This is a genomic window from Cytobacillus luteolus (assembly GCF_017873715.1).
Taxonomy (GTDB): domain Bacteria; phylum Bacillota; class Bacilli; order Bacillales; family Bacillaceae_L; genus Bacillus_BV; species Bacillus_BV luteola.
In genome coordinates, this window is sequence record NZ_JAGGKM010000003.1 from 162088 (window position 1) to 177298 (window position 15211).

At 36.6% G+C, this 15211-nt stretch carries 14 protein-coding genes and 1 pseudogene; all 15 read left to right on the forward strand.

The features are described from left to right. Nucleotides 1-191 precede the first annotated feature (191 nt). The 15 genes and pseudogenes from der (at nucleotide 192) to aroB (ending at nucleotide 15194) form a co-directional block, all read left to right on the forward strand. Nucleotides 192-1502 carry a ribosome biogenesis GTPase Der gene (gene der / locus J2Z26_RS09250; protein WP_193539546.1) on the forward strand — a complete coding sequence of 437 codons (1311 nt, stop codon included), beginning with the start codon at nucleotides 192-194 and terminating at the stop codon, nucleotides 1500-1502. 75 nt (nucleotides 1503-1577) lie between these two features. Beyond that, the gene (locus J2Z26_RS09255) at nucleotides 1578-2612 is read left to right on the forward strand and encodes an NAD(P)H-dependent glycerol-3-phosphate dehydrogenase (RefSeq protein ID WP_193539545.1); all 1035 of its coding nucleotides are present in this window, start codon (nucleotides 1578-1580) and stop codon (nucleotides 2610-2612) included. An 827-nt stretch (nucleotides 2613-3439) separates the two neighbouring features. Continuing rightward, nucleotides 3440-3640 (forward strand): DUF2768 domain-containing protein, encoded by a 201-nt coding sequence (locus J2Z26_RS09260; protein ID WP_193539544.1) that lies wholly within the window; start codon nucleotides 3440-3442, stop codon nucleotides 3638-3640. A gap of 24 nt (nucleotides 3641-3664) precedes the next feature. After that, nucleotides 3665-4396, forward strand: a pseudogene (locus tag J2Z26_RS09265) (hypothetical protein). A gap of 192 nt (nucleotides 4397-4588) precedes the next feature. Next, nucleotides 4589-6067 carry a stage IV sporulation protein A gene (spoIVA, locus tag J2Z26_RS09270; protein WP_193469225.1) on the forward strand — a complete coding sequence of 493 codons (1479 nt, stop codon included), beginning with the start codon at nucleotides 4589-4591 and terminating at the stop codon, nucleotides 6065-6067. A 710-nt stretch (nucleotides 6068-6777) separates the two neighbouring features. Continuing rightward, on the forward strand, nucleotides 6778-7050 hold the full coding sequence (locus J2Z26_RS09275; protein WP_193469219.1) for an HU family DNA-binding protein: 273 nt from the start codon (nucleotides 6778-6780) through the stop codon (nucleotides 7048-7050). 151 nt (nucleotides 7051-7201) lie between these two features. Next, the gene (gene folE / locus J2Z26_RS09280; RefSeq protein WP_193539542.1) at nucleotides 7202-7771 is read left to right on the forward strand and encodes a GTP cyclohydrolase I FolE; all 570 of its coding nucleotides are present in this window, start codon (nucleotides 7202-7204) and stop codon (nucleotides 7769-7771) included. Between the two features lie 36 nt (nucleotides 7772-7807). Next, nucleotides 7808-8041 (forward strand): trp RNA-binding attenuation protein MtrB, encoded by a 234-nt coding sequence (mtrB, locus tag J2Z26_RS09285; protein ID WP_193539541.1) that lies wholly within the window; start codon nucleotides 7808-7810, stop codon nucleotides 8039-8041. Between the two features lie 401 nt (nucleotides 8042-8442). Continuing rightward, nucleotides 8443-9219 carry a heptaprenyl diphosphate synthase component 1 gene (locus tag J2Z26_RS09290; protein ID WP_193539540.1) on the forward strand — a complete coding sequence of 259 codons (777 nt, stop codon included), beginning with the start codon at nucleotides 8443-8445 and terminating at the stop codon, nucleotides 9217-9219. Nucleotides 9220-9230: 11 nt separating this feature from the next. Then, nucleotides 9231-9956 carry a demethylmenaquinone methyltransferase gene (locus J2Z26_RS09295; protein WP_319638101.1) on the forward strand — a complete coding sequence of 242 codons (726 nt, stop codon included), beginning with the start codon at nucleotides 9231-9233 and terminating at the stop codon, nucleotides 9954-9956. A gap of 68 nt (nucleotides 9957-10024) precedes the next feature. After that, nucleotides 10025-10987: a heptaprenyl diphosphate synthase component II gene (gene hepT, locus J2Z26_RS09300; protein WP_193539538.1), complete on the forward strand. Its 963-nt coding sequence runs from the start codon at nucleotides 10025-10027 to the stop codon at nucleotides 10985-10987. 100 nt (nucleotides 10988-11087) lie between these two features. Further along, nucleotides 11088-11534 carry a nucleoside-diphosphate kinase gene (gene ndk / locus J2Z26_RS09305; protein WP_193469209.1) on the forward strand — a complete coding sequence of 149 codons (447 nt, stop codon included), beginning with the start codon at nucleotides 11088-11090 and terminating at the stop codon, nucleotides 11532-11534. Nucleotides 11535-11947: 413 nt separating this feature from the next. Continuing rightward, nucleotides 11948-12721: a CheR family methyltransferase gene (locus J2Z26_RS09310; RefSeq protein WP_193539537.1), complete on the forward strand. Its 774-nt coding sequence runs from the start codon at nucleotides 11948-11950 to the stop codon at nucleotides 12719-12721. A 233-nt stretch (nucleotides 12722-12954) separates the two neighbouring features. Further along, nucleotides 12955-14127, forward strand: a complete 1173-nt coding sequence (gene aroC, locus J2Z26_RS09315; RefSeq protein ID WP_193539536.1) for a chorismate synthase — start codon at nucleotides 12955-12957, stop codon at nucleotides 14125-14127. Then, nucleotides 14127-15194, forward strand: a complete 1068-nt coding sequence (gene aroB / locus J2Z26_RS09320; protein WP_193539535.1) for a 3-dehydroquinate synthase — start codon at nucleotides 14127-14129, stop codon at nucleotides 15192-15194. Before aroC ends, aroB begins: the two co-directional genes overlap by 1 nt. The last annotated feature ends 17 nt before the right edge of the window (nucleotides 15195-15211 follow it).

Consider the following 15211-nt stretch of genomic DNA (forward strand, 5'->3'; position numbering starts at 1 on the left):
TCTCGATTCGGAAGGGTTTCTTTACTAGGAACTTATATTTTTAGCTTAAGACCTTTATTGAAGTGAACCAATATACATACGAGTTACTTATTATTCATAAATGTTTAGGAACAATATTTGAAAAAGTACTTTTATTAGAATCGAATAAATAGGTTGTCTAATTAATATATAGTGAAGGAAGGGTGTTGTAGATGCCGAAACCTGTTGTTGCGATCGTTGGAAGGCCGAATGTGGGTAAATCAACGATATTTAATAGGATTGTTGGAGAAAGAATTTCAATTGTAGAAGATATACCCGGGGTAACGAGAGATAGAATCTATAGTTCCGCTGAATGGTTAAGTAAAGAATTTAACATTATTGATACAGGCGGAATTGAAATTGGAGATGCTCCATTTCTTGCCCAAATTAGACATCAGGCAGAAATTGCAATTGATGAAGCTGATGTTATCGTATTCATTGCTAATGGGCTTGAAGGGGTAACAAGTGCGGATGAAGAAGTGGCAAAAATTCTTTATCGTTCTGAAAAACCTGTAGTTCTAGGTATAAATAAAGTGGACAATCCTGAAATGAGAGATCAAATTTATGATTTTTATGCCCTTGGATTTGGTGAACCTTATCCGATTTCAGGCTCACATGGTTTAGGGCTTGGAGATTTACTAGATGCTGTAATAGCAAACTTTCCGGCAAATCAATCAGAGGAATATGATGATGAAATCATAAAATTTAGCTTGATTGGTCGCCCTAACGTTGGAAAGTCTTCATTAGTAAATGCTTTACTAGGTGAGGAACGTGTCATTGTAAGTGATATAGCAGGGACAACACGTGATGCCATTGATACGATGTATAAATACGATGGACGAGAGTATGTAATCATTGATACTGCTGGAATGAGAAAAAAGGGTAAGGTATATGAAACAACTGAAAAATATAGTGTATTAAGAGCCCTGAGAGCAATTGAACGCTCGGATGTAGTTCTTGTAGTTTTAAATGCTGAAGAGGGAATTATTGAACAAGATAAGAAAATTGCTGGTTATGCACATGAAGCAGGCAAAGCTGTTGTCATTGTTGTGAATAAATGGGATGCAATAGAGAAAGATGAAAAAACAATGAAGGAATTTGAAGAGAAGATTAAAGCGCATTTCTTGTTTCTAAATTATGCTCCAATTGTTTATTTATCGGCCTTAACCAAAAAACGTACGCATACATTAATACCAATGATTGATTTAGCTAGTGAAAACCATGCAATGCGTGTCCCTACAAATGTACTTAATGATGTCATCATGGATGCGGTTGCTATGAACCCTGCACCTGCTGATAAAGGTGTTAGATTAAAAATCTATTATGTTACACAAGTTGCTGTTAAGCCACCAACCTTCGTGGTATTTGTTAACGAACCTGAACTAATGCATTTCTCTTACGAAAGATTCTTAGAAAATAGGCTGCGCGAAGCTTTTGGATTCGAAGGTACTCCAATTAAGTTAATTGCGAGAGCGCGAAAATAGACAAGCTGCTTGTTCTACTATGAATTTCTACTTTAGTTTTGCTTTATCTTAGCAATAAATAAGGGGTGAGTCGTTATGGGGAAAATTACAGTAGTAGGAGCCGGAAGTTGGGGTACAGCACTATCCATGGTACTTGCTGACAATGATCATGAGGTAAGGCTCTGGGGCCATAAAAAGGATCAAATCGATGAAGTGAATCAAGAACATACAAATGAAAAATATCTTCCTGGCATTAAGCTCCCTAAGTCAATTAAGGGGTACTACTTATTAGAGGAAGCTTTAGTTGGAATAGATACGATAGTACTTGCGGTGCCAACAAAAGCAATTAGGGAAGTATTGAAGAATATTTGTTCTGTAATTAAAACTCCTCTTACAGTTGTTCATGTTAGTAAAGGGATTGAGCCAGATACCTTTATGAGAGTATCTGAAATCATTGAGGATGAGATGCCTGGACATCTATTGAAAGATGTAGTTGTACTATCTGGACCAAGTCATGCTGAGGAAGTTAGTTTAAGGCATCCGACAACAGTTACGGTTTCCTCCAAAGATTTGAAAGCGGCTGAATTTGTACAAGATCTGTTTATCAATCAGCATTTTCGTGTGTACACAAACCCTGATATCATTGGGGTTGAAATCGGTGGAGCATTAAAAAATATAATTGCATTAGCTGCTGGTATAACAGATGGACTCGGGTATGGCGACAATGCAAAAGCAGCCTTAATCACTCGAGGGTTGGCTGAAATAGCAAGGTTAGGAATGGCAATGGGAGCGAACCCACTAACTTTCTCTGGATTAACAGGTATCGGCGATCTTATTGTTACATGCACGAGTGTACATTCTAGAAATTGGCGTGCTGGAAATATGTTAGGAAAAGGTCAAAATTTAGACCAAGTACTTGAAAACATGGGTATGGTAGTTGAGGGAGTTCGTACAACCAAGGCTGCATATCAACTGGCGAATAAATTAAATGTGAAAATGCCGATTACCTTTGCGTTATACGATGTTCTATTCAATAATAAAAATGCTAAAGATGCTGTTGACAGTTTGATGGCACGCGGAAAAACCCATGAGATGGAAGATCTCTCGAATGTATTAGGAGAACGTGCTTAATACATGAATTTTTTTTTGAATATCTAATTCCAGTTCACAGGATTACTTGAAAACGCATAATATATGGTGAGTGTTGGGGATAGGGGGGAAAATTAAGCAGTTAGTATATCTAGAACATGAACATAATGCAATACGGAATGTTTTAGACGAAGTTAGTACATGAATTTGTATTTACCAAAACTAACGTAATATAAAATGATGCTTTAAAGATAGGCATTAGACGATACAATCTGTACGGAAAATGCATATTATGAATAGAAATACTTTTACCCGTTTTACGTTTAGTTGTTATAACAGCTTTTAACGAAAAAACGATTTAGTATTACAACCTATTAACGGAGTCAATCTCTAGTTAAAGGAAGTAAACTTCTGAGTATGACCTATCGGTATGGTATTTAGTTATAAAGCTGGAGTAAAGTGCCCCTCTTTACTTCAGCTTTTTTTTGTTGAGGCTGTGACAAAAGTAGTTTTAATTAAATAGAAACCGAACAATGGGTGTAGGAGTAGATACACCGCTCCTGAAATATACTTCGCTTTCCGCGGGAAGCAGGCAAGCCTCCTCGTGCTAAGCACTGCGGGGTCTAGCCGTTGCTTTTCATCCCGCAGGAGTCTACGTATATTTCATCCGCTAAGCTATTACTTTGTTCAGAATGTTAGTTAAACATTTATGGTATGTCCTAGCCTCGATTAAAAAACATTATGAAAACATTGTGAACAAAGCCTTTTTTGATATTTTATGATATAATATTTGTCGTTCGAGCTTTTTTATAAAGGTTAAAGAATCGTTAAAATGGACAAGTTTTGCTGTATAAAAAGGAGCTGTTAGAATGACACCTGGTTTAATTAAAATGTGGTTTGCTCTTGCTGCAATGGGATTTATGTTTATCGCAGTTATCGCAATTTATTTTGGTAGATTTAAATTAAAGGGTATTTTTAAAGCAATCGTATCGATTATTGCCTATTTCTTTATGGTCATCGCTGGAATTATCATTTTCTTCGTGGTGTTTAGTGGCCCAGTAAACGGTTAGCATACTAATAAGGATGGATAAAAAATGAATGTAACCAAAAAGTATGGTACTGTTTTATTGCTATTAATTATAGTCACTTTACTTTCTGGGTGTTTATATCCAGAAGAAAAATTAAAGTAAAATCAAGTACCTTATCAAGATCAGCTGCAAGCAGTCCAAACGGCTGTAAATCAATTTAAGGAAGATAATGGGGGGCTTTTGCCGATAAAAACGAGAGATATGAATACACCTATCTATCAAAAGTACCCTATTGATTTTAATAAATTAATTCCAAAATATACGCAGGATGCTCCTGGAACATCCTTTGAAAATGGTGGCGTATATTTATATGTTTTAGTAGATGTAGAAACAGAGCCAAAGGTAAAATTGATTGACTTAAAGATAACGGAAACGATTCGTGAACTCCATTTTCGACTTGACAATTATCGAAGAATCAACGGGTATCCTCCGTTTAAAGAGGTTCTAGCTACTAATGTTTTTTCATTAGATTATGAAAAGCTAGGGTATAAAGAGGAGCCTTATGTTGTAAGTCCTTTTACTGGGAACAATCTTACATTCGTCATAAATCAAGACATCGATATTTTTGTAGATTATCGACCAGACCTTTATCTAGCATTACAGAAAGAGGATCATTCCTACCAAGAGGGCGATGACATTAGAGACCTTCTTGTGGAGAATTCAATGTTTGTTCCTGCCCATTCATTGCCTTATACAATTGATACAGAAAAAAAAGAACCGATTTTTTTAGATAAATAAGTCATGAACCCTTCTTTAGAGAATAGACTCTAACAGAAGGGTTTTTTATTGCTTATATGAGTTCTACTAGGGATAAAAAAAGTTTTTAGGATTAGTCATAATTAAGTAGGACAACATCATACATATATAATGTCCTATATTACTTATTCGGATAGAATTATCCCAAGAACTCTAAGATCGGGAGGGGATCACTTGGAAAAGGTAGATGTTTTTAAAGATATCGCTGAACGTACTGGAGGCGATATATATTTCGGAGTAGTTGGTGCAGTTAGAACAGGTAAATCTACTTTCATTAAGAAATTTATGGAATTAGTAGTCTTACCGAATATCGGTAATGAAGCAGATAAAGCTCGCGCTCAGGATGAATTACCACAAAGCGCCGCGGGCAGAACCATCATGACAACAGAACCGAAATTTGTACCAAATCAAGCTGTTTCAGTACATGTTGAAGATGGACTCGATGTGAATATTCGCCTAGTAGATTGTGTTGGCTATACAGTTCCGGGTGCAAAGGGTTATGAGGATGAAAATGGTCCAAGAATGATTAATACACCTTGGTATGAGGAGCCAATTCCTTTCCATGAAGCAGCAGAAATCGGAACAAGAAAAGTAATTCAGGAACATTCAACAATTGGAGTAGTCATTGCAACTGATGGATCAATTGGAGATATTCCACGCAAAGACTATATTGAAGCTGAAGAAAGAGTGATTGAAGAACTTAAAGAAGTTGGTAAACCGTTTATTATGGTTATCAATACAGTTCATCCACATCACCCTGATACAGAAGCTCTCCGTCAACAATTAAATGAGAAGTACGACATTCCAGTGCTTGCCATGAGTGTTGAAAGTATGAGAGAGACAGATGTATACAATGTATTAAGAGAAGCTCTATATGAGTTCCCAGTACTTGAAGTAAATGTTAACCTTCCTAGCTGGGTAATGGTTTTAAGAGAAGAGCACTGGTTACGTGAAAGCTACCAGGAAGCTGTGAAAGATACAGTTAAGGATATAAAACGTTTAAGGGATGTAGACCGAGTTGTAGGACACTTTAGTGAATATGACTTTATTGACCAAGCTAGTTTAGCAGGTATCGAGATGGGGCAAGGTATTGCTGAAATTGACCTCTATGCTCCAGATGACTTATATGACCAGATTCTAAAAGAAGTGGTTGGAGTTGAGATTAGAGGGAAAGATCATTTACTACAATTAATGCAGGACTTTGCATATGCAAAGGCAGAGTATGACCAAGTGGCTGATGCGTTAAGAATGGTTAAGCAAACTGGTTATGGAATTGCAGCACCTGCGCTATCAGATATGAGTCTAGATGAGCCAGAGATTATCCGTCAAGGATCTCGCTTTGGTGTCAGACTAAAAGCAGTTGCACCTTCGATTCACATGATTAAGGTAGATGTTGAATCAGAGTTTGCACCTATCATTGGAACAGAAAAGCAAAGTGAAGAGTTAGTGAGATATCTAATGCAAGACTTTGAGGATGATCCACTATCCATCTGGAATTCAGATATCTTTGGTAGATCACTAAGTTCAATTGTACGAGAAGGAATTCAAGCTAAGTTATCATTAATGCCTGAAAACGCTCGTTACAAGCTAAAAGAAACATTAGAACGCATCATAAACGAAGGCTCAGGCGGCTTAATCGCTATTATCCTATAAGAGCTTCAATCCGAAACGGACTCCATTAAATTGGGGTCCTTTTTTATTTTGGATAGCATTTTAATAATGTCCGTTGATTTCCGGTCCAGGCACTTGCTTTCCGCGGGGAATTATGAAAAAGCCCAACTGCTGGCTTTTTCAAGAGCGAATTCCCATCGGGGAGGAAGTCGAGCCTCCTCAACCTTCGGTCTGCGGGGGCTCGACCTTTCCTCTACGTCCCGCAGGAGTCAAGTGCCTTCCCCTCCAATCAACTCAGCACTTTAAATATAGAAACCAAAATAATTAAAAGAGCATTTATATGATTACGAATTAAACTTAGTTCATAATTTTGGCCATTACCCCACTAGATAGTAACTATGTTCAGAGCAGGGTTATTCGCTAGAATTCACGAGATCTGGAGGCTCCCCGAATCGCCCGCGGAAAGCGAGTGAATTCTAGCGAATAACCAACCACGTACTTTCTCAAACCTTTTTAGGCTTCCAGATATAGAAAATTGGTGAAATATCCCTTAAAAGTAAAGATTTCTGTTGAAAATTCTTGAAATTTGTCAGAATATCGTATAATATAAGGCTTGTTACGGGATTAGTAATTTTATACATGTATAGAATTACAGAAAACTGTGAAGTAATGAATAATAGGAATAAGGTTAGATTCCTTGATACTAGTGAATCTAACTATGAATTATAAATATTTGGGAGGAGGTGAATGGCATGAACAAGACTGAACTAATTAATGCAGTAGCTGAAGCTAGTGAACTTTCTAAAAAGGATGCTACTAAAGCTGTTGATGCTGTTTTTGATTCAATTCAAGAGGCACTTAAAAATGGTGATAAAGTACAATTGATCGGTTTTGGTAATTTCGAGGTTCGTGAACGTGCTGCTCGTAAAGGGCGTAACCCACAAACTGGTGAAGAAATCGAAATTGCTGCAAGCAAAGTTCCTGCATTTAAACCGGGTAAAGCACTTAAAGACGCAGTTAAATAATATACATAGTTTTTACCCTAAAATAGAGGAGGATCGTTTAATACGGTCCTCCCTTTTTGCTTTTAATCCAAAATATGTGCTACTATCTGAATACATAATAAAATAAAAAATAAATAGTAATGGGGAATTTTTTACTAGGGAGGCCTAATAAATGGCAGAGATTAATCACTCCAAAATTGAAGAAGCTGTAAAAATGATAATAGAGGCAATAGGCGATGATCCAGGTCGTGAAGGTCTATTAGATACTCCTAAACGTGTTGCAAAAATGTATGCTGAGGTTTTTTCTGGGATAAACCAAGACCCTAAAGAACATTTTCAAACCATTTTTGGTGAAGATCACGAAGAGTTAGTGCTAGTGAAGGATATACAATTTTATTCTATGTGTGAACATCATCTAGTTCCATTTTATGGAGCAGCACATGTAGCTTATATCCCTAGAGGTGGAAGAGTTACCGGGTTAAGTAAGCTTGCAAGGGCAGTTGAGGCGGTAGCAAAAAGACCCCAACTTCAAGAACGAATTACTTCAACCATTGCAAATTCCATTGTTGAATCCTTAAACCCCCATGGAGTTATGGTGATTGTAGAAGCCGAACACATGTGTATGACGATGAGAGGTGTTAAAAAGCCTGGTGCAAAAACAGTCACTTCAGCGGTTCGAGGAATCTTTCAAAAGGATGCAGCAGCTCGCGCTGAGGTTTTATCTCTTATTAACGCGAAATAAGTTTATAAAATTTATAGTAAAAGGAGAAACATAGTAATGGGTACAAATAATACGAACAGTGAATTTATCGTTATTAAAGCTGCAGAAGATGGAGTGAACGTTATTGGTCTTACTCGTGGGACAGATACTCGTTTTCACCACTCGGAGAAATTGGATAAGGGTGAAGTATTAATTGCTCAATTCACCGAAAATACAGCAGCTATTAAAATAAGAGGAAAAGCATTAATCCAAACCAGTCATGGTGAAATTGAATCAGAAACTAAAAAATAGCAGGCAGCCCCTGCTTTTTAAAATGTCTTTTTGTTATGTTTTTTTGTAAAGAGTGTTCTATTATAGTTTAATTGAGAGTGGATTGGAGCGGAAGGGACTTGACTCCTGCGGGAGTTGAGGGACATCCGGTGAGACCCCACAGGCGCTGTGCGCCGAGGAGGCTCGCATCCCTCCCCGCGGAAAGCAAGTCCCTGTAGCGGAAAGAAACAGTCTATGGTTAAAATTACAAAACAAACTACATTCACTATAAAAAGAGTGTTTTGTTAAAATACATAAATAGATTGAATGTTTGAAATTAAGCTATATGGGACACAAATTTTGATAACTTATGTTATAATATTGGTTGTCTAAAAATTATTAATAATGAACACACAAATAATGATTAATTTGGGGAAACAAGGGTGATTTTATTGCAAGACTTCGAAGTGAAAATTGCTGAATTAAAGGAGCTAATCCAAACCAGAATTAGTTACCCTTTTATTAATAAATATATAGAAACGCCTATAATTGACGAGGACAGGCTAATCCTTTTATATTTAATCTTCGATGACCTACAATTACCTAGTAGAGAAGTCGAGAGATATACGATTACCTCCATGCTTGTTCAAATGGCCCTTGATACCCATGAAACAGTTTCAAATTCAGTACCTCAAGAAAAATCAGATCGATTAACGTCACGTCAACTTACAGTTCTAGCGGGTGATTATTACAGCAGTCTATATTATTATCTACTGGCCGACATTGATGATATAAACTTCATACGAATACTTGCAGAGGCAATTAAGGATATTAATGAAAACAAGATAATATTCTATCAAAGCGATGCTAAGCAATTTGAAACGTTTATCCATACTGTTGAACTTATTGAGTGTGCAGTTTTTCGAAAGATAACAGGTTTTTTTCAGATCCCTTCATGGAACGAATTAACCTCTAAAGTTTTACTGTTAAAAAGATTGCTACTTGAAAGAGAGAATCTCATAACAAATAACAATTCCCTATTCATAGATACGATGAGAAAACTATTTATGGAACAAGAGTCCAATCTACTTAATATGATGGACACTTACATTCGTGATATAGAAAAAGCTATCGAAACTAATTTAATGACTAATTTTAAATCGAATTCTGTCTTATCTCAAAGAGTAAATGCACTATTACATTCGAATAATAGCAGGTAGATATATTGATTGTGGAAGAAGGTTATAAAATGAAGCAATCCAAAGAAGAACGGGTACACCATGTATTCGAGAAAATATATAAAAACTATGACCAGATGAACTCTGTGATCAGCTTCCAACAGCACAAGGCTTGGAGAAAAGATATCATGAAGCGCATGAATGTTCCAAAAGGCTCAAAAGCCCTTGATATTTGTTGCGGTACAGCCGATTGGACAATTGCGTTAGCTGATGCTGTAGGTCCGAGTGGTGAAGTTGTCGGACTAGATTTTAGTAAAAATATGCTTAAAATTGGTCAAGAAAAGATTGAGAGCTTAAATCTAAACCAGGTGGAGTTAATACATGGGAATGCAATGGAGCTCCCATTTGAAGATAATACATTTGACTTCGTAACTATTGGTTTTGGTTTACGTAATGTTCCTGACTATATGCAGGTTTTAAAAGAGATGAGACGTGTTGTTAAGCCAGGGGGCAAGGTTGTTTGTTTAGAGACCTCTCAACCGACGCTAATTGGTTTTAGACAGCTTTACTTCTTATATTTCCGTTATATTATGCCGGTTTTTGGAAAGTTGTTTGCTAAAAGCTACAATGAGTATTCTTGGTTACAGGAATCAGCTAAGGACTTCCCTGGGATGAATGAACTGGCAAGAATGTTTGAAGATGCTGGCTTGAAAAATGTGAAGGTTAAACCTTACACTGGTGGTGTTGCAGCAATGCACATGGGTGTTAAAGAAAAGTAAACCTAAGTATAGGAGGGGTGACTCTCCTATTTTTAAAATTATGTCTTTATTAAGTTAAGGTGAGACTCATGAAATTAAAGATGATGTATTCTTTTTTGAATACGGACTTGAATTTAATTGAAAAAGAGCTGGAAGAAACGATACAGGCTGAGCAACCATTGCTAAGACAAGCTGGCTTGCATTTATTACAGGCTGGAGGTAAACGAATTCGTCCAGTATTTGTTTTACTTGCTGGAAAATTTGGCGATTACAATATCGACAAAATTAAACATGTTGCTGTCGCTCTTGAACTCATTCATATGGCCTCATTGGTTCATGACGATGTAATTGATGATGCAGGTATGAGAAGGGGAAAGCCAACGATAAAAGCAAAGTGGGATAATAAAATTGCGGTTTATACTGGTGATTATATCCTTGCGCGCTCTCTGGAGTTAATGGCAAAAGTTGAACAAATCGAGGCTCATAAAATTTTAGCATATTCCTTGGTAGAACTAAATATTGGCGAGATTGAACAAATTAGGGATAAATATAATTTTGACCAAAATGTTCGTACATACTTGCGTAGAATAAAACGGAAAACAGCCTTATTGATTGCTGTTAGCTGCCAACTTGGTGCAGTTGCATCTGATGTACCAGCATCCATACATAGAAAGTTATATCTTTTTGGGTATTATGTCGGCATGGCCTTTCAAATTACCGATGATATATTAGATTTTACAGCAACAGAAGAGCAACTAGGTAAGCCGGCAGGAAGTGATCTTTTACAGGGGAATATTACTTTGCCAGTTCTATTTGCATTACAAGATCCAGTATTAAATAGTCAAATTAATAAAATTTCTGAATCAACAACCTATGAAGAAATACAACCTCTGGTCCGGGCTATTAAGCAATCAAGTGCCATTGATTACTCTACTGACATAAGTAATAGATACTTGGAGAAGGCTTACAAAATACTTAAAGAACTACCTCAAAATAGAGCAAGAAATACGCTTTATAACATTGCGAAATTTATCGGTAAACGAAAATTTTAACATTATTGGCAGATAAAGTTGATAACCAAACAAAATAATGATAGTATTTTGTTTGGTTGGTTAAATTACAATCTATACATAATTAATAGAGGTGGAAATTATGGAAAAAACATTCTTAATGGTAAAACCTGACGGTGTTCAACGTCAATTAATCGGAGAAATCGTTTCTCGTTTTGAAAGAAAGGGCTTTCAATTAGTTGGAGCTAAATTAATGCAAATTACACCTGAGCTTGCTGAGGAACATTACGGCGAACACAAAGAGCGTCCATTCTTTGGAGCACTAACTAGCTTCATTACTTCAGGACCAGTATTTGCTATGGTATGGCAAGGTGAAAATGTGATTGCTACTGCTCGTCAAATGATGGGAGCAACTAACCCTAAAGATGCAGCTCCTGGAACAATTCGTGGAGATTTCGGTTTAACAATTGATAAAAACGTAATTCATGGTTCAGATGCTCCTGCAAGTGCTGAGCGTGAAATCGGTTTATTCTTTCAAGAAAACGAGTTAGTAGAATATACTCGCCAAATCAACGAGTGGATTTACTAATAATTAGAATTAAATATTTATTAGATAAACGTTTGAGATTACTCTCAAGCGTTTTTCTTTTCTTAGCTTTCTGATTTATGACAAATATCGATAAATTCCTCCTCTTTTCAACTAACATGAGATATACTAAACTTATAATTATTGTAAATTTATTTGGCTCTTCGTAAAGAATGTTGCTAATTAAAAATAGTTTAATGAAGAGTGGATTGGAGCGGAAGGCACTTGACTCCTGCTCAGAAGTTGAGGAAAGGTCGAGACCCCGCAGACGGAACGTCGAGGAGGCTCGACTTCCTCCCCGCGGAAAGCAAGTGCCTGCAGCGAAAAGGAACGATCTATGTTCAAATTGGAAAACTATATTATTTTTTAAAAAGAGCTAATTAATAAGATATTTCGTTGTAAGAGGAGCTATGGTAATGTCCCATGATTATGAAGAGTTTATAATGAAGATAAAGCGAAAGTCAGGTATAGACCTTTCCCTATACAAAGAAGCTCAAATGAAAAGAAGACTAACTTCTTTGTATGAGAAGAAGGGTTACACAAGCTTCAAAGACTATTATCAAGCAATGTCTACTGAACAAGCTTTATTTCAGGAATTTTTAGATAGAATGACGATTAATGTGTCTGAATTTTATCGGAATGGTAAAAGGTGGGAGGTTTTGGAGCAGAAAATTCTTCCTAAGCTTTTAGATAAAAATCCACGTATAAAGATATGGAGTGCTGCATGCTCTACAGGTGAAGAGCCTTATACACTTGCTATGATATTATCTAATTTCTTACCACTACAAAGCATCTCTATTTTAGCAACAGATATTGATGAAAATGTAATTGCTAGAGCGAAGTTGGGTATATACCCAGAAAGATCTCTTCAGGAAGTGCCTGAGAATATGAAACGAAAATATTTTACAGCAGATGGTGACTTTTATAAAGTTAGCGACGATATTAAAAAGGCTGTAACCTTTAAAAAGCACAACCTCCTTGCAGAGCCCTTTGATACACAGTTTGACTTAATTGTATGTCGAAATGTTTTAATTTATTTTACTGAGGAAGCAAAAAATCTCTTATACAAAAAATTTAGTGATGCTCTTAAGACGGATGGAATCTTTTTTGTCGGAAGCACAGAACAAATATTCAACCCAAGCCATTATAATTTCGATACTGAGGATACATTTTTTTACCGTAAGAAATAATAAACATAAAAAAGGATTCATCCTAGATGGATTCTTTTTTGTTATTTCTTAAAAAGACATTTTATTGAACCATATATGAAAGTACCTGCAGCGGAAAGGGACGTTCCTATTATTTTCACATGCAATCTTTTTTGTAGAATGAACCTAACAAATAATTAATTTTTCTTACTAATCCATAGTTGATATGATATATTAGTACATAATCGCTTTAAAGAGTTGAAGGGGGAATGTAGATGAGATACTTAACAGCAGGAGAATCCCATGGACCTCAGTTAACAACAATCATAGAAGGGGTACCAGCGGGTTTACCGATAACTGCAGAAGATATAAATGAGGACTTAGCTAGAAGACAAAAAGGACATGGTCGAGGCCGGAGAATGTTAATTGAAAAAGACCAAGTCCAAATCTTGAGTGGAATCAGACATGGAAAATCATTAGGTTCACCGATTACATTAGTGGTTGAAAACAATGATTGGAAGCACTGGACAAATATAATGGGGATTGAGCCACTTGAAGAAATTCAGGATGATGAGATTAAGCGTAAGATTACTAGGCCCCGTCCTGGACATGCAGATTTAAATGGAGCTCTGAAATATGGACATCGAGACATGCGTAATGTCTTAGAGCGTTCTTCTGCTAGAGAAACAACAGTTAGAGTAGCAGCAGGAGCTGTAGCTAAAAAGATACTATCCCATTTGGGAATCAAGGTAGCTGGTCATGTGCTTGAAATTGGTGGGGTCAGAGCAAATCCTCCAGCTTATCAATCAATAGAAGAATTACAAGTTATAACTGAGCAATCACCTGTTCGATGCTTTGATCGTAACAAAGAACAAGAGATGATGGATGCGATAGATAAAGCTAAGGAAAATGGCGATTCCATTGGTGGAATTGTCGAAGTGATTGTGGAAGGGGTTCCCGCAGGTGTTGGGAGTTATGTCCACTATGACCGAAAGTTAGATGCTAAAATTGCATCAGCAATCATTAGTATAAATGCATTTAAGGGTGTTGAATTTGGTATTGGATTTGAGGCTGCTAGGAAACAGGGTAGTGAAGTTCATGATGAGATTCTTTGGGATGAGGAAAATGGCTATACGAGAAAAACGAATAATTTAGGTGGTTTTGAGGGCGGAATGACTACAGGTATGCCTATTGTTGTAAGGGGAGTAATGAAGCCAATACCTACCTTATACAAACCTTTACAAAGTGTTGATATTGAGTCAAAGGAACCGTTTCAAGCTAGTATCGAGAGATCAGACAGCTGTGCAGTACCTGCTGCAAGTGTAGTGGCTGAATCAGTTGTTGCATGGGAAATAGCATCGGCTATTGTTAGCCAGTTTGGACAGGACCGAATGAATCTAATTTTAGAAAATGTAGAGAAAATGAAGGACTATTCTAGGAGCTTCTAATGGATACGTTAAACATTAAAACCCATTCAAAAACGTATCCTCTATACATTGGAAGTGGTATCCTCCCTGAACTATCTGCAATTTTAAGGAATCTTAATTTGTCCATCACAAAAATTTTAATTATTTCTGATGACCAAGTGGCTCCTTTATATATGGATAGTGTTACAACTCAGATAAAGTCTGAATACCCTATTATTGAGTTTATTATTCCTAGTGGGGAAGCTTCCAAAAATATTGATTGGTTCTATGAGTGTCAAACCTGTGCACTCTCAAATGGTCTAGACCGTTCATCACTGATTATTGCATTAGGTGGTGGGGTTGTTGGCGATCTTGCCGGTTTTGTTGCAGCTACTTTTCAAAGAGGAATTCCCTTTATCCAAATTCCTACGACACTATTGGCGCATGATAGTGCTGTAGGAGGAAAGGTAGCAATTAATCACCCTCTCGGAAAAAATATGATCGGTGCATTTCACCAACCTGAGGCCGTTATTTTTAATATTGATTTCATAGAAACTTTACCTAAAAAGGAACTCTTATCTGGTTTCGCTGAGGTTATTAAGGAAGCAATCATTTGGGATAAATCCTTTTATAACTGGTTGAGAAACAATATTACAACATTATCAGATCTAAAAGATGAAAAACTTCAATATGCCATCGAACAAGGCATTTCTATAAAATCTCAAATTGTAGCAATGGATGAGAAGGAAAATGACATTCGAGCCATTTTAAATTTTGGGCATACGCTTGGGCACGCTATTGAAGCTGAGCTTGGATATGGTGAAATCACACATGGAGAAGCAGTGTTAATCGGTATGTTATTTGCTATCAAAGTGAGTGAGGAAACTTATCCTAGACATTTATATTATGAAGAATTTAAACAATGGTTTTCGAATTTTGGTTACTGCACCGACCTTCCTGCTGCTTTAGATAAATCACGTTTAGTACAAAGAATGAAAAAAGATAAAAAAGCCAACGCAGGTACGATTCGAATGGTCTTACTAAAGGAAATAGGCAAGGTTGAAGTACAAGAAGTTAGAGATGATTTACTATATAAACTATTAAACTAAACAAACGGAGAAGGGGG